This is a genomic window from Dactylosporangium sp. NPDC049742, from assembly GCF_040674675.1.
Classification (GTDB): Bacteria; Actinomycetota; Actinomycetes; order Mycobacteriales; family Micromonosporaceae; genus Dactylosporangium; species Dactylosporangium maewongense.
Genome location: NZ_JBFANF010000033.1, coordinates 74,566 through 88,264, shown reverse-complemented (window position 1 = coordinate 88,264; position 13,699 = coordinate 74,566). Strand labels below are relative to the sequence as shown.

Sequence of the window (13,699 nt, the reverse complement as noted above, 5' to 3'; positions counted from 1 at the left end):
GCTAGGCGGCGCGGGAGCGCAGCAGGATCAGCCGGGCGGCCACCAGTACCGACGCCACCACTGCTGTCATGACCAGCGACGGTCCCACGAAGGTGGCGGCCAGGATCAGCGCCGCGGCGGTGGGCTCCAGCCAGGTGCGTGGGCGCAGGTGCAGGAACCACAGCGCCATCAGCAGGGTGGCCACCGGGATGGTGACGGACGCGCCGGAGAGGTCGGGCCGGTCGACGATGACCGCGATGCCCGCCCCGATCGCCGCCGCCGACGCGAACACGACGTAGTGCCCGTATCCCCACACGAACGCGTGCCGGTTGTCGACGAGGATCCGGTGGGCGGGCTGGTCGAAGTACAGCCACCAGAACGCGAACACGATGACCAGCCCGCTCGCGGCCACCCACCACAGCCGGTCCTGCACGAAGCCCGCCTGGACCGCCACGGTCGTGGACAGCACGATCTCGCCGAGCACGATGATGAACAGCAGCCCGTAGCGCTCGGCGATGTGGTGCGGGTGCCACGGGGTGGGGTGGTAGCGCTCCGCCCACATGGGCACGGCCAGCTCCGCGGCGACCATGACGGCGAAGAGCACCAGGTGCAGGGTGCCGTGGGTGAGCAGGATCAGCGCCCAGCCGACCATGCAGGCCGTCACGCCGAACGCCATCCGGCGGGCCGTGCGCCGGGTCCCGTCCCGGACGGACGCCCTGAGCCACTGCGTGACCAGGGCGGCGCGCATGATGACGTACCCGACGGTGACGGTGCCGAAGTGCCCGTGGAACGCGTCGGTGACGCCGGCGGCCAGGACGAGCACCCCGGCGATCTGCACGAGGGTCGTCAGCCGGTACGCGACGTCGTCGGTGTCGTACGCGGACGCGAACCAGGTGAAGTTCATCCAGGCCCACCAGATGGAGAAGAACACCGTCAGATAGGCGACGATCCCGTGTGCTACGTCACCCTCGGTGATCGAGTGGTGCAGCAGCTGCCCAGCCAGCGCGATGGCGACGACGAAGCACAGGTCGAACAGCAGCTCGAGCGGCGTCGCGACGCGGTGCGGCTCATGGGTGTCGCGGGTGCCCATCGGCCGGTGCCACTGGGAGCTGGATGACATCGTCCGATTATCTCCGGGAACGGCAGGTGGACAGTGTCTCAACTGATGGCGCCACCGTGGGTCGGACGAATCGTCACCGGGCGGAGGGGCTAGCCTCAACGGGTGACTCGACGCGCAAAAATCGTCTGTACGCTCGGACCCGCCACATCGTCGCCCGAGCGGATTCGCGGCCTCGTCGACGCCGGGATGGACGTCGCGCGGCTCAACTTCAGCCACGGCAGCCATGAGGACCACGCCGCGGTGTTCAACCTCGTCCGTGAGGCCGCCGCTGCCGCCGGCCGTTCCGTGGGCATTCTCGCCGACCTCCAGGGTCCCAAGATCCGGCTCGGTCGCTTCGCCAACGGACCGCACGAGTGGCGCACCGGAGACACGGCCGTCATCACCAGCGACGACATCGTCGGCACCGCCGACCGGGTCTCGTGCACCTACACCAAGCTGCCGCAGGAAGTGAAGGCCGGCGACCGGCTGCTGATCGACGACGGCAAGGTCGCCGTCGAGGTCACCAGCGTCGAAGGCAACGACATCGCCGTCCTCGTCACCGAGGGCGGCATGGTCTCCAACAACAAGGGCGTCTCGCTGCCCAACGTCGCGGTGAGCGTCCCCGCCCTGTCCGACAAGGACGCCGAGGACCTCCGGTTCGCGCTGCAGCTCGGCGCCGACTGGATCGCACTGTCGTTCGTGCGCTCGCCCGACGACATCAAGCTCGTCCACGAGATCATGGACGAGGAGCGGGTGCACCGCCCGGTCATCGCCAAGGTCGAGAAGCCGGAGGCGGTCGCCGCCCTCGAGCAGATCGTCTCGGCCTTCGACGGCGTCATGGTCGCCCGCGGCGACCTCGGCGTCGAGATGCCGCTCGACCAGGTGCCGCTCGTGCAGAAGCGGGCCGTCCAGCTGTGCCGCGAGTCGGCGAAGCCGGTCATCGTGGCCACGCAGATGCTCGACTCCATGATCGAGAACGCCCGCCCGACCCGCGCCGAGGCGTCCGACGTCGCCAACGCCGTGCTCGACGGCGCCGACGCCGTCATGCTCTCCGGCGAGACCAGCGTCGGGCGCTACCCGATCCTGACCGTCTCCACGATGGCCCGGATCATCGCGACCACCGAGGGCGGCTCGCTGTCGGTGCCGCGGCTGCAGCACGACCCCCGCACCCGCGGTGGCGCGCTCACCTCGGCCGCGTCCAACATCGCCCGCAACATCGGCGCGAAGGCGCTCGTCGCCTTCTCGCAGACCGGTGACACGGTCCGCCGCCTCGCCCGGCTGCACTGCGAGCTGCCGCTGCTCGCGTTCACGCCCGAGCCGACGGTGCGCAACCAGCTGGCCCTGTCGTGGGGCGTGCAGACGTTCGACGTGCCGTTCGTCCAGCACACCGACGAGATGTTCCAGCAGGTCGACATGGCCATGGTCGGCCTGCCCTGGCTCAGCGCCGGTGACGACGTCGTCATCGTCGCGGGCTCTCCGCCCGGCACCCCCGGCTCGACGAACACGCTGCGGGTCCACACGCTGGGAGCACTGTCACACGAACAGAGCGAGTAGGAACCTCTAGATTGCAGGAGTGGACGAGCATGCGACTGGACAGGCGGCGGTAGACGCCCTCGTCCGACTCCTTGACCTGGAAGCGCTGGGGGACGACCGGTTCCTGGGCATGAGCCCGCCGGTCGGCCCCCAGCGTGTGTTCGGCGGGCAGGTCGCCGGCCAGGCGCTCGTCGCCGCCGGCCGCACCGTCGACCCGGAGCGCCAGGTGCACTCGCTGCACGGGTACTTCGTCCGCCCCGGCGACCCGGCGGAGCCCATCACGTACGCGGTGGAGAACATCCGCGACGGCCGCTCCTTCTCCGTGCGCCGCTCCGTCGCCCAGCAGCACGGCAAGGTCATCTTCTTCATGTCGGCGTCGTTCCACGTCCCCGAGGACGGCCTGGACCACCAGGAGGCCGCGCCCGCCGACGTGCCCCCGCCGGAAGAGGTGCCGACCATGGCGGAGCGCCTCGCCAAGTACCCGGAGCGCGCCGGCATCTGGTCGATGATCCAGCGCCCGATCGACGTGCGCTACGTCGGCGAGCCCGGCTGGGTCCGCCCCGGCGACCGCCCCGCCTCCCCGACCCAGCGCGTCTGGATGCGCCTGGACGGCAAGCTCCCCGACGACCCGCTGCTGCACGCGTGCGCGCTCACGTTCGCCTCCGATCTCACCCTGCTGGACTCGGTGCTCGCCGTGCACGGCGCCGTCTGGGGCCCCGGCGGCTACGGCGGCGCCAGCCTCGACCACGCCCTGTGGTTCCACCGCGGCTTCCGCGCCGACGAGTGGTTCCTCTACGACTCGATCAGCCCGTCGGCCTCCGACGCCCGCGGCCTCGCCAACGGCCGCATGTTCACCCGCGACGGCCGCCACATAGCGACCGCCGTGCAGGAAGGCCTGTTGCGGCGCGTGGGAGGATAGGTCATGCGCCTTTCAGCCCGGGTCGACTATGCCCTCCGCGCGGTGGCGGAGCTGGCGTCCTCGGCCGGTGACGGCAAGCTGGTGACCGCCGACCGTCTCGCGTCGGCCCAGCAGATCCCGCCCAAGTTCCTCGAAAGCATCCTCCTGCAGCTGCGCCGTGGCGGCATCGTCGTCGCCCAGCGCGGCCCCGAGGGTGGCTACCGGCTGGCCCGCCCCGCCGACGAGATCAGCCTCGCCGAGATCATCCGCGTGATCGACGGCCCCCTCGCCAACGTCCGCGGGCAGCGCCCCGAGGACCTCGGCTACCACGGCGCCGCCTCCGCTCTGCAGGACGTGTGGATCGCCCTGCGCGCCAACGAGCGCCTCATCCTCGAAACCGTCACCATCGAGGACGTTGTCACGGGCGAACTCCCCGAGCGCGTCCGCGACCTCGTGGCAGACCCGCGAGCCTGGGTCTGACTTTTCAAAAGCTTCCCTGCTCCGGTCCGCCGTGGGATTGCTTCCTCATGATCCGGAAGACTTTGTGTCGTCATAGCGGCAACAAGTCTTCCGGATCATGAGGAAGAGGCCACATGCGGTAGACGCTATTTCCGATCGGTGCGGTAGGAGATAGGATCGGCGGCATGATCGTTGTGCTTTCGGGGAATCCGCGGCCGCACTCTCGTACGTTGCACCTGGCGGAGGAGGTCGGGGCGGCGCTGGCGGAGCGGCTCGGGCAGCCGGTGCCGCACACCATCGACGTGGCCGCCCTGGGCACGCGGCTGCTGCAGACCGGGGACGGTGCGGTCGCCGACGCGCTCAGCCGGCTCCGGCGGGCGAGCGTGCTGGTGGTGGCGACGCCGACGTACAAGGGCACGTACACGGGCGTCCTGAAGGTCCTGCTCGACCAGCTGCCCGCCGAAGGTCTCAAGGACGTCGCCGCGGTGACCGTCGTGACCGCCGGGGTCCGCCCGCAGGCCGACGCGACCGAGCGGCACCTGCGCGAGCTGCTCGGCGAGCTCGCCGCGGTCCCGGTGACCCCCGGCCTGGCCGTCGTCGAGTCGGAGCTGGCCAACGCGGGCACCGCCGCCGCCGAGTACGTCACCCGGATCGCCGACGAGTTCACCGCCGACACGACCGCCTGAGCGCCGGGAAGGCGACCGAAGCGCGGGTCAGCGGCTGATGAGGTTGCCCGCCATGGCGAGCGGGGAGTCGTCGGCGGTGTCGGCCTGGTCGCTGAGGACGTTCAGCGAGCGGGCGATGCTCACCAGCGCGTAGGTCTGCGTGACCTGCAGCGTCCGGTCCATCTTCAGGTCGTCGGCCATGTCCAGCTCGTCGCGGATGGCGTGCAGGAAGCCCTCGGCCGCCTGCAGGTAGGGGTCGTGCGCCTTAGACATGACCTGAGCGTAGGGCGGGAACCCGCGGCTCACCCCCGGTTCAGGAGTTTCAGCGCGGCTGCCAGGCCTGCGGCGGGGTGGTGAGCCGCCTGACGTGGGCGGGCATCCGGCCGCGGACGACGTCGGCGAGGCTGACCTCGTCGAGTACGTTGCGGACGGCGGCGCGGACCGCGACCCACAGCTGCTGCAGGTGCTCGGCGGTGCCCGAGTACATGGCCTCCTCGGGGCGCACGCCGCGGACCTCGGCCAGGGGGCCGTCGACGGCGCGGAGCACGTCGCCGACCATGATCTCCGATGGCTGGCGGGTCAGCACGTACCCGCCGTCGACGCCGCGCTGGCCGCGGACGAGCCCGGCCCGGCGCAGGTCCCCGAGGACGGCCTCGAGAAACTTTCGGGGCATCTCCTGTTCGTCGGCGAGGCCGGCGGCCGAGACGACCGCGGGGTAGGCGGCCGCCAGACCGAGCGAGGCGCGCACCGCGTAGTCGCCGCGTGCCGAGATGTGCATGACTGAGACTGCCTTCCCGCAGAGAGTGTCGCCGTGCCCGCGACGGGCCGTCGGAGCCTGCCGCGGGGCCAGCTTTGTGGAGCTAGCCGGTGGGGAATGTCCGATACCAATGTAGGGTGCGCGCCTCCGGGTGATCGCCGGGGTAGCGTTGTCGGATTATGCGACCAGACGAACGTGTGGGTGAGCGCTCACCCGAGCCCCGCCGCGGTGCCGATCACAACGTGATGCGCGAGGTCAACCGTTCGCTGGTGCTGGCGCTGGTCAAGGAGGGCGGGCCGGTCTCCCGCGCGAGCATCGCCAGGTCGACGACCCTCGCGAAGCCGACGGTGTCGGCGATCGTCGACGAGCTCATCGCCGACGGGCTGGTCCGCGAGATCGGGCCGGGGTCGACCGCGGTGAGCGGCGGGCGCCCGCCGATCCTGCTGGAGTTCAACGCCCGCTCCCAGTTGGTGGTCGGCGCCCACATCGGCGCCCGGCGCACCACGGTCGCGATCGGCGACGCCGCGGGGGAGGAGATCGCCCGGCGGGAGTTCCCCACTCCGACGGCGCTCGCGGCCGGTACCGACGCCGCAACCGCGACAGGAGGCGGGGTGGCGCCCGCGGACGCGCTGCGGATGGTGGCGGCCGAGGCGCGCGCCGCGATCGAGAGCACGGCGCTGCCGTCGGCCCGGCTGGCGGCGGTCGGCGCGGTGCTGCCCGGGCTCACCGACTTCCACACCGGCGTCTGCCTGCTCGCGCCCAACCTCGGCTGGCGTGACGTGCCGGTCCGGGACATCCTCGCCGCCGAGCTCGGCGCCCCTGTCTACGTGCACAACGCGGGACAGGCCGCCGCCGTCGCCGAGAACCTGGAGGGTGCCGGCGGCCGCGTCGGCGATCTGGCGCTGCTGTACGCGGGCACCGGCCTCTCCGCCGGCGTCCTGTCCGACGGCCGGGTGTTCCACGGCGTCGGCGGCACGGCCGGCGAGATCGGCCACAACGCCGTCCCCGGCAACGAGGAGCCCTGCAACTGCGGCAATGTCGGCTGCCTGGAGACGGTCGCGTCCGGCCCGGCGATCGTCCGGGCCGTGCGGCGGGCGCTGAAGGACGGCGCGACGTCGAGCCTGGCGGACCTGGAGGCGTTCGACGCGCGCGACGTGACCGCGGCGGCCCGCGCGGGCGACGCCCTGGCCGCGTCGGTGATCGCCGAGGTCGGCGCGCACCTGGGCCTGGCCGCGTCGTGGCTGATCAACGCGTACAACCCGGCGGTCGTCGTGGTCGGCGGCGGTCTCGCCCCGATCGGGGACCTGCTGCTGGACCCCCTGCGGGCCGCGGTGGCCCGGCACGCCCTGGCGCCGGCGCTGCGCGGCGTCGAGATCCGCGCCTCGGTGCTGGGCCCGGACGCCGAGGTGCGGGGCGCGGTGCTGCTCGCGTTGCAGCACTCGGAGACGTACTACAGAGTCGTCTTTCGGGCCTGAAACGCAGTAAACCCCGAAAAAAGGGATAGTGGGAGAGGTCTGAAACAGGTTAGTTCTGTTATTGAACTAACCCCGTCCGGCGGCGTAGGGTGCAAGGCGTCCGCCAACGAACACCCCCGCTAAGAGGTAGCGAATGAACGATTACCAGCCCAGCCGTGACGACAAGTTCTCGTTCGGGCTGTGGACCGTCGGCTGGCAGGCGCAGGACGTCTTCGGCGGGCCGACCCGGGCGCCGCTCGACTCGGTCGAGGCCGTGCACCGCCTGTCCGACCTCGGCGCCGCGGCCGTCACGTTCCACGACGACGACCTGTTCCCGTTCGGCAGCGACGACGCGACCCGCGACCACCTGATCGGCCGGTTCAAGGACGCGCTCAAGGCGACCGGCATCCGGGTCGAGATGGTCACCACGAACCTCTTCAGCCACCCGATCTTCAAGGACGGCGGGTTCACGTCCAACGACCGCGCGGTCCGTCGGTTCGCGATCAAGAAGGTGCTGCGCAACATCGACCTCGCGGCCGAGCTCGGCGCCGAGACCTACGTGCTGTGGGGCGGCCGCGAGGGCGCCGAGTCCGGCGGGGCCAAGGACGTGTCGGCGGCGCTCGACCGGTACCGCGAAGGGCTCAACCTCCTGTGCGCGTACGTGCGCGACCAGGGCTACGACATCCGCTTCGCCCTCGAGCCGAAGCCCAACGAGCCCCGCGGCGACATCCTGCTGCCGACGATCGGCCACGCCCTCGCGCTGATCTCCACGCTCGACGAGCCGGACCGGGTGGGCCTCAACCCCGAGGTCGGGCACGAGGAGATGGCCGGGCTCAACTTCGCCCACGGCATCGCCCAGGCGCTCTGGCACGGCAAGCTCTTCCACATCGACCTCAACGGCCAGCACGGTCCCCGCTTCGACCAGGACCTGCGCTTCGGCGCCGGCAACCTGCGCGGCGCGTTCTGGACCGTCGACGTGCTGGAGACCGGCGGCTACACCGGTTACCGCCACTTCGACTACAAGCCCCCGCGCACCGAGGACTACGACGGCGTGTGGGAGACCGCGCGGGCCTGCATGCGCAACTACCTGATCCTCAAGGAGCGGGTCGCGTCGTTCCGGGCGGACCCGGAGGTCGCGGCGGCGCTCGAGGCGGCGCGGGTCAACGAGCTCTACGAGCCGACCCTCGGCGAGGGCGAGACGATCGAGTCGCTGCGGGCCGAGGAGTTCGACGTCGACAAGCTCGCCGCCCGCGGCAGCGCGTTCGAGCACCTGGACCAGCTGGCGATGGAGCACCTGCTCGGCGTCAGGTCATGACGGCATGACCCGGCGTCTCGTGGCCGGCGTCGACACGTCAACGCAGTCGACGAAGGTGCTCGTCTGCGACGCCGACACCGGTGAGGTCGTGCGGGAAGGTCGCGCCGGGCACCCCGACGCGACCGAGGTCGACCCGGCCCACTGGTGGCGGGCGTTCGGCGAGGCGACCGGCGACGGGCTCCTCGACGACGTCAAGGCGATCGGCGTCGGCGGGCAGCAGCACGGCATGGTGCTGCTCGACGAGGCCGGCGCCGTCGTCCGCGACGCCTTGCTGTGGAACGACACCAGGTCCGCCGCGGCCGCCACCGACCTGATCGCCGAGCTGCCCGGCGGGGCCGCCGACTGGGCCGCCGCGACGGGGCTCGTGCCGGTCGCCAGCTTCACCGTGACGAAGCTGCGGTGGGTCGCCGAGCACGAGCCGGACAACGCCGCCCGCGCGGCGAGCGTCCTGCTGCCGCACGACTGGATCACCGACCTGCTGCGCGCCGACCGCGGTGCGGGCAGCCCGACGACCGACCGCGGCGACGCGTCCGGGACGGGGTACTGGTCGCCGGCGGACGGTTCGTACCAGATGCGGCTCCTGCAACTCGCGTTCGGCCGGGAACTGGCCGTGCCGCGGGTCGCCGGGCCGGCCGAGGTGGTGGGTGAGACGGTCGCCGGTGCTCTTCTTGCGCCGGGCACCGGCGACAACATGGCCGCGGCGCTCGGGCTCGGACTGCGCCCGGGCGACGTGGTCGTGTCGCTCGGCACCTCGGGCACCGTCTTCGGGGTGTCGGAGCGGCCGGTCACCGACGTCAGCGGGACGGTCGCCGGGTTCGCCGACGCGACCGGCAGGCACCTGCCGCTCGTCGCGACCCTCAACGCGGCCCGGGTCCTGTCGACCGCCGCCGCGCTGCTCGGGGTCGACCTGTCCACATTGGACCGGCTGGCCCTGTCGGCGGCGCCGGGGGCGGGCGGGCTGACGCTGCTGCCCTACCTCGACGGCGAGCGCACCCCGAACCTGCCCGACGCCCGTGGCCTGCTCAACGGCATCACCCGCGGCAACGCGACCCCGGCGAACCTGGCCCGGGCCGCGGTCGAGGGGATGCTCTGCGGGCTCGCCGACGGCATCGACGCGGTGCGCGCCCTGGGCGTGCCGGTGGAGCGGGTCCTGCTCATCGGCGGCGCTGCGGCGTCGGCGGCGGTACGGGAGGTCGCCCCCGCGCTCTTCGGGGTGCCGGTCGGCGTGCCGGATCCGGGGGAGTACGTCGCGCTGGGCGCCGCCCGGCAGGCGGCGTGGGTGCTGGACGGGGGCGCGGAGCCGCCCGCCTGGCGCGTTCCGGGAGCGGCCTCGGCCGATGCACCGGCGCCGCAGTCGGCGGAGACCCGGAAGGTGTACGCCGACGTCCGGGACCGGGCTCAGGCGCTGCTGCGGTAAGTGGTACTGCCCGCGGGTGTTTGGTGAGGCACCTGACGGGAGGCGGGCCGGGACACTGTTGGGGCGTCCCGGCCCGAGCCGCGTCAACGGTGGTGCCTGCCGCGCGTCTGGCCGGGCCCCTGTGCCGCGTGTCTGGGGTTCCGGTGCCGGACCGTCCGCCCGAACGGCCCGGCACCGGACTCCCGCGCGCCGGTCCCGCTCCCTCGTGCGGTGCCGGCGCTGGATCACGCTTGCAGGACAGACTCTGGGCCGCTCGTGTTGCGCGGGACGGTTCGAGGACGGGAGTGCGTGCGTTGCCGGCCTCTTCGTGTCCTCCGGGCGGTGGACACGAAGAAGGGCCGCCCCGCTCGGGGAGACCCTTCTCACGCCTGCCTCTTGATCTGGCCGGTCGCCGGTTCGGTCGGCGGTTCAGTCGGGCCGGTCGGCGGTTCAGTCGGGCCGGTCGGCGGTTCAGTCGGGCCAGTCGCCGGTGAGGCGCCGTACGCCCGCCGCGCCGCCGCGGTCGATCGCGGCCTTCACGACGGCGAAGATCGCGCCCTGCAGCGCGGCCGCGGCGAGCACCTCGCCCCAGCCGTAGTCCCGCGAGGTCGCCTGCGGTGCCTCGTCCTCACCGGAGAGCCGCTTCCAGATCTGCTTGAACACGATCCCCGCCGCGACGCCGCCGGCCACGCTGAACGCGATGCTGAACGGCTTGTACAGGACCTTGTTCACTCGTTCCCCTTCCGGTAACCGACCAGCGCGGCCAGGATGAGCAGCCCGGATGCCACCACCCACGGCGCGGGGCGGTCCCGGACCGACTGGACCATCCGCTGCAGCGTGAGCTCCAGCGTCAGGCGAGGGTTGGTCCGCAGCTCGCGACTGGCGTACGCGGCGTTGACCGCGACCTGCTCCACACCCTCCCGCATCCGCAGCTTCGCCGCGTTCACGGAGGTGGAGACGGCGTCCTGCGCGCGGGCCTTCACGTCGGCCTTGGCCGCGAGGGCCTCGACGGTCTCACCCAGCCCCGCCCGGGTCCGGGCGATCTCCTGCCGAAGCGCCTCGGGATCGGTGGGGGCGTGCCCGTTGTGACTGTTCTTCGAGTGCGTGGCGGTCATCGGTGCCCCCCGTTCTTCACGGAGTGCGTGATCGTGTCGATGTCAGCCTTGACGCTGGCGACCGCGTCCTGCGGCACCGGCGACCCGGCCTTGCTCACCTGCGACTTGCCGAGCAGCGCGAGGACCCCGGCGACGGCCAGCAGGACCACACCGACCAGCAGGGCCGACAGCCACGCCGGAATGACCGCGGCGAGAGCGATGATGACGGCGGCGAGGACGGCACCCACGCCGTAGAGCGCGACGAGGCCGGCTCCGCCGAACATGCCCACACCCATCCCGGCCCGCTTGCCCTTCTGCGCCAGCTCGACCTGGGCCAGCTTCAGCTCGTCCCGCACCAGCGTGGAGATCTGTTCGGCGGCAAGCTTCACCAGGTCCGCCGTCGAGCGGTGGTCCGTTCCCGAGGTGGCAGTCCCCGCGATGGCCGGGGGTTGCACGCGCGGCGCGGTGGCCGGCCGGTCGTTCACGGTGTACGTCATGGCTTCTCCTCTCGCCCGCATGTACGTGTTTCCCCGGGAACGCCCGGGTTAACCCACGTCACGCCACCTCCACACCGCCTCCCCGACCGGGCGATGCCCCCCTGTCCGAGCCTGCCGCACCGCCCCTCCGGACGCGTGCAGGCCACTCAGACCGTGCGCGGGCGGGCGCCTCGGAGACCAGGTGGGAGCAAGCCGCTCGGGCTGGGTGAGGGCATGCGCCTCTGGTCGGGTGTACGCCGGCGCCTCGGGCCGGATGTGGGCGTGGGCCGGCGCCTCCGGCTAAGTGGGGCCCTGCCCGCCGCCGATGCCCTGAGTCAGCCGGCGCCTCCGGCGTGGATGAGCGCCTCGAGCTGGGTGTGGTCTGGTGTCTCGGGCCGGGCGGGCGTGGTCCGGTGTCTCGGGCTGGGCGCGGGCGGGCAGAAGGAACGACAGGCCTGCGGCGAGTGCCAGCAGTCCGAGCTTTCAGCCACAGCCCCGACTTCCCGTGAACGTTGGGGCTAACCCACGTCACGCCATGTCCGCGCCCGCCTCCCGGCCTGGGCGAGGAGCCGCAGTCCGAGGCCGCCGCGCCGCCCCCAGACCCGGGCCTGGTGTGGACGGGTGCCTCGGGCCGGGCGTGGGCAGGCGCCTCAGGCTCAGTGTGGGCCCCTGCCCGCCGCCGATGTCCTGGGTCAGCTGGCCCCTCCGGCTAGGTGTGGGCCAGCTCCTCGGATCGGGCGCGTGGTCCGGCGTCTCGGGCCGGGGCACACGGGCGGGCAGGAGGAACGACAGGTCCGCGGCAAGTGCCAGGAGCCCGAGCTCCAACCACAGCACCTGCCGCAGCCCTGATCTCCTCGTGAACGCCCGGGTCAACGCACGTCACGCCACCTCTGCCCATTGCCGGACCGGGCGAGGAAACCTCTGTCCGAGGCCGCCGCGCCGCCCCTCCGGACGCTGGCCGGCCGTGGGCAGACCGCTCAGACCGGGCGTGGGCGGGCGCCCCGGACCAGGTGAGGGCGGCCCGCCCGCGCTGGGTGCGGGCAGGCGCCTCCGGTCGGGTGCGGGCGGGGCGGGCTAGGTGTGGGCAGGCGCCTCGGATCGGGCGGGGGCTGGCGTCTCGGGCTGGATGTGGTCAGGGGTCTCGGGCCGGGCGCGGGCGGGCAGGAGGAACGACAGGCCCGCGGCGAGCGCCAGCAGGCCGAGCTCCAGCCACAGCACCTGCCGCAGCCCCGAGTCGAAGTCGCTGCCCGCCCAGGCGAAGAACGCCGTGCCGAGCGCGGCCACGCCGATCGCGCCGCCGACCTGCTGGGCGGCGGTCAGGGTGCCGGACGCCGAACCGACCTCGTGCTCGTCGACGGCGGCCAGGACGATGTCGAAGTACGGCGCCATCGAGCAGCCCATGCCGACGCCCAGCACCAGCAGTGAAGGCAGCAGTGCCACGGACGACACCGGACCGTCGGCGACCGTCAGGGTGACCAGCAGCGCGACCACCCCCGCGGCCAGCACGGCGGTGCCGCCGACCAGGAGCCGCCGGCCGCCGAGCTTGGCGCTGAGCACGTGCCCCGCCACCGCGCCGACGGCCATGCCGAACGCCCACGGCGACTGGGTGAGGCCCGCGCGCAGCGGCGAGAAGCCGAGGCCCAGCTGCAGGTAGATGCTGAGGATGAGGGTGAGGCCCATCAGGCCGGCGAAGAAGATCAGGCCGACGAGCAGGCCGGCCGTGAACCGTTGCTTGGCCAGCAGACTGGGCTCGATGAGCGGGCTGCGTCCCTCGCGGTGCAGGCGCTGCTGGTACCGCTGAAACACCCAGAACATGGGAACTGCCAGCGCCATCATCGCCCACGCCCACCAGGGCCAGCCGAGCTCGCGTCCCTGCACCAGCGGGAAGACGAGCAGCAGTAAGGACGCGCTGAGCAGGACCGTGCCGGTCAGGTCGAGCCGGAGCTTCGCCTCGTCGCCGGGGGTGGGCCGCGGCAGCACCAGCCAGGCGCCGATCAGCGCCGCGACGCCGACGGGCAGGTTGATGAGGAAGATCATCCGCCAGCCGGTGCCGAACAGGTCGGCGTCGACGAGGACGCCGGCGAGGATCGGGCCGCAGACCGCGGACAGGCCCATCACGGGGCCGAACGCGCCGAACGCCGCGCCGATCTGCTCCGGCGGGAACGCCGCCTTGATCAGGCCCAGGCCCTGCGGGATGAGGACGGCGCCGGCGAGGCCCTGCAGGATCCTGCACACCACGAGCGACGCCGGGCCGGGCGCGATGGCGCACAGCAGCGACATCAGGGTGAACCCGGCGGCACCGGCGAGGAACATGCGGCGGCGGCCGAAGATGTCGCCGAGCCGGCCGCCGGTGACCAGGCCGACGGCGAACGCGAGGGTGTAGCCGGCGGCGAGCCACTGCAGGAAGGCGGTGCCGCCCTCGGGGCCCACCAGATCGGTGCGGATGGACGGGCCGGCGATGGCGATGATCGTGGCGTCGAGCAGGTCCATGACCTCGGCGGCAAGGACCACGGCGAGGACTGCCCAGCGCCAGCGATACGTCTTCGAACGCTGTTCGTTGTTCACGAACACCGT

General features: G+C 72.5%; 14 protein-coding genes. 7 read left to right on the top strand and 7 right to left on the bottom strand.

The features are described from left to right. Position 1: 1 nt before the first annotated feature. Positions 2-1,099, bottom strand: a complete 1,098-nt coding sequence (locus AB0J72_RS33675) for a low temperature requirement protein A (RefSeq protein ID WP_363405643.1) — start codon at positions 1,097-1,099, stop codon at positions 2-4. Between the two features lie 102 nt (positions 1,100-1,201). On the opposite strand from AB0J72_RS33675, the gene pyk reads away from it, so the two are divergent. The 4 genes from pyk to AB0J72_RS33655 all read left to right on the top strand — a co-directional run bounded on the left by pyk (position 1,202) and on the right by AB0J72_RS33655 (position 4,654). Next, positions 1,202-2,632 carry a pyruvate kinase gene (pyk, locus tag AB0J72_RS33670; RefSeq protein WP_363405641.1) on the top strand — a complete coding sequence of 477 codons (1,431 nt, stop codon included), beginning with the start codon at positions 1,202-1,204 and terminating at the stop codon, positions 2,630-2,632. A 19-nt stretch (positions 2,633-2,651) separates the two neighbouring features. Then, a complete protein-coding gene (locus AB0J72_RS33665) occupies positions 2,652-3,530 on the top strand; it encodes an acyl-CoA thioesterase II (RefSeq protein ID WP_363405639.1) in 879 nt (292 codons plus the stop codon). A 3-nt stretch (positions 3,531-3,533) separates the two neighbouring features. Further along, complete coding sequence (locus tag AB0J72_RS33660) at positions 3,534-3,989, top strand: Rrf2 family transcriptional regulator (RefSeq protein WP_363405637.1); 456 nt, start codon at positions 3,534-3,536, stop codon at positions 3,987-3,989. 164 nt (positions 3,990-4,153) lie between these two features. Beyond that, positions 4,154-4,654 (top strand): NAD(P)H-dependent oxidoreductase, encoded by a 501-nt coding sequence (locus AB0J72_RS33655; RefSeq protein WP_344503090.1) that lies wholly within the window; start codon positions 4,154-4,156, stop codon positions 4,652-4,654. A 27-nt stretch (positions 4,655-4,681) separates the two neighbouring features. On the opposite strand, the gene AB0J72_RS33650 is transcribed toward AB0J72_RS33655, so the two are convergent. After that, positions 4,682-4,906, bottom strand: a complete 225-nt coding sequence (locus AB0J72_RS33650; protein WP_344503089.1) for a hypothetical protein — start codon at positions 4,904-4,906, stop codon at positions 4,682-4,684. 49 nt (positions 4,907-4,955) lie between these two features. Further along, entirely contained in the window at positions 4,956-5,411 is a 456-nt protein-coding gene (locus AB0J72_RS33645) for an Rrf2 family transcriptional regulator (RefSeq protein ID WP_033359691.1), read from the bottom strand. A 224-nt stretch (positions 5,412-5,635) separates the two neighbouring features. Between AB0J72_RS33645 and AB0J72_RS33640 the strand changes: the two genes are divergently transcribed. The 3 genes from AB0J72_RS33640 to xylB all read left to right on the top strand — a co-directional run bounded on the left by AB0J72_RS33640 (position 5,636) and on the right by xylB (position 9,576). Beyond that, the gene (locus AB0J72_RS33640) at positions 5,636-6,865 is read left to right on the top strand and encodes an ROK family transcriptional regulator (RefSeq protein ID WP_363405634.1); all 1,230 of its coding nucleotides are present in this window, start codon (positions 5,636-5,638) and stop codon (positions 6,863-6,865) included. Positions 6,866-6,998: 133 nt separating this feature from the next. Continuing rightward, complete coding sequence (xylA, locus tag AB0J72_RS33635) at positions 6,999-8,159, top strand: xylose isomerase (RefSeq protein ID WP_363405632.1); 1,161 nt, start codon at positions 6,999-7,001, stop codon at positions 8,157-8,159. A gap of 4 nt (positions 8,160-8,163) precedes the next feature. Beyond that, positions 8,164-9,576, top strand: coding sequence for a xylulokinase (gene xylB / locus AB0J72_RS33630; protein WP_363405630.1), 1,413 nt, complete (start codon positions 8,164-8,166; stop codon positions 9,574-9,576). A gap of 450 nt (positions 9,577-10,026) precedes the next feature. Here the strand turns inward: xylB and AB0J72_RS33625 are convergent, their stop codons facing one another. The 4 genes from AB0J72_RS33625 to AB0J72_RS33610 all read right to left on the bottom strand — a co-directional run bounded on the left by AB0J72_RS33625 (position 10,027) and on the right by AB0J72_RS33610 (position 13,690). Continuing rightward, positions 10,027-10,287, bottom strand: a complete 261-nt coding sequence (locus tag AB0J72_RS33625; protein ID WP_344503084.1) for a DUF4235 domain-containing protein — start codon at positions 10,285-10,287, stop codon at positions 10,027-10,029. Then, a complete protein-coding gene (locus AB0J72_RS33620) occupies positions 10,284-10,670 on the bottom strand; it encodes a DUF3618 domain-containing protein (protein ID WP_363405628.1) in 387 nt (128 codons plus the stop codon). The genes AB0J72_RS33625 and AB0J72_RS33620 overlap by 4 nt, the downstream gene beginning before the upstream one ends. Beyond that, the gene (locus AB0J72_RS33615) at positions 10,667-11,146 is read right to left on the bottom strand and encodes a phage holin family protein (RefSeq protein ID WP_363405626.1); all 480 of its coding nucleotides are present in this window, start codon (positions 11,144-11,146) and stop codon (positions 10,667-10,669) included. The genes AB0J72_RS33620 and AB0J72_RS33615 overlap by 4 nt, the downstream gene beginning before the upstream one ends. Before the next feature lie 1,053 nt (positions 11,147-12,199). Continuing rightward, on the bottom strand, positions 12,200-13,690 hold the full coding sequence (locus tag AB0J72_RS33610; protein ID WP_363405624.1) for an MFS transporter: 1,491 nt from the start codon (positions 13,688-13,690) through the stop codon (positions 12,200-12,202). Positions 13,691-13,699: the final 9 nt, after the last annotated feature.

What these genes read in the sequence shown, in the direction of transcription:
- AB0J72_RS33675 (WP_363405643.1), bottom strand. Translation starts at nt 1,099, where the DNA reads ATGTCATCCAGCTCCCAGTGGCACCGGCCGATGGGCACCCGCGACACC.
- AB0J72_RS33660 (WP_363405637.1), top strand. Translation starts at nt 3,534, where the DNA reads ATGCGCCTTTCAGCCCGGGTCGACTATGCCCTCCGCGCGGTGGCGGAG.
- AB0J72_RS33655 (WP_344503090.1), top strand. Translation starts at nt 4,154, where the DNA reads ATGATCGTTGTGCTTTCGGGGAATCCGCGGCCGCACTCTCGTACGTTG.
- AB0J72_RS33650 (WP_344503089.1), bottom strand. Translation starts at nt 4,906, where the DNA reads ATGTCTAAGGCGCACGACCCCTACCTGCAGGCGGCCGAGGGCTTCCTG.
- AB0J72_RS33645 (WP_033359691.1), bottom strand. Translation starts at nt 5,411, where the DNA reads ATGCACATCTCGGCACGCGGCGACTACGCGGTGCGCGCCTCGCTCGGT.
- AB0J72_RS33640 (WP_363405634.1), top strand. Translation starts at nt 5,636, where the DNA reads ATGCGCGAGGTCAACCGTTCGCTGGTGCTGGCGCTGGTCAAGGAGGGC.
- xylA (WP_363405632.1), top strand. Translation starts at nt 6,999, where the DNA reads ATGAACGATTACCAGCCCAGCCGTGACGACAAGTTCTCGTTCGGGCTG.
- xylB (WP_363405630.1), top strand. Translation starts at nt 8,164, where the DNA reads ATGACCCGGCGTCTCGTGGCCGGCGTCGACACGTCAACGCAGTCGACG.
- AB0J72_RS33620 (WP_363405628.1), bottom strand. Translation starts at nt 10,670, where the DNA reads ATGACCGCCACGCACTCGAAGAACAGTCACAACGGGCACGCCCCCACC.
- AB0J72_RS33615 (WP_363405626.1), bottom strand. Translation starts at nt 11,146, where the DNA reads ATGACGTACACCGTGAACGACCGGCCGGCCACCGCGCCGCGCGTGCAA.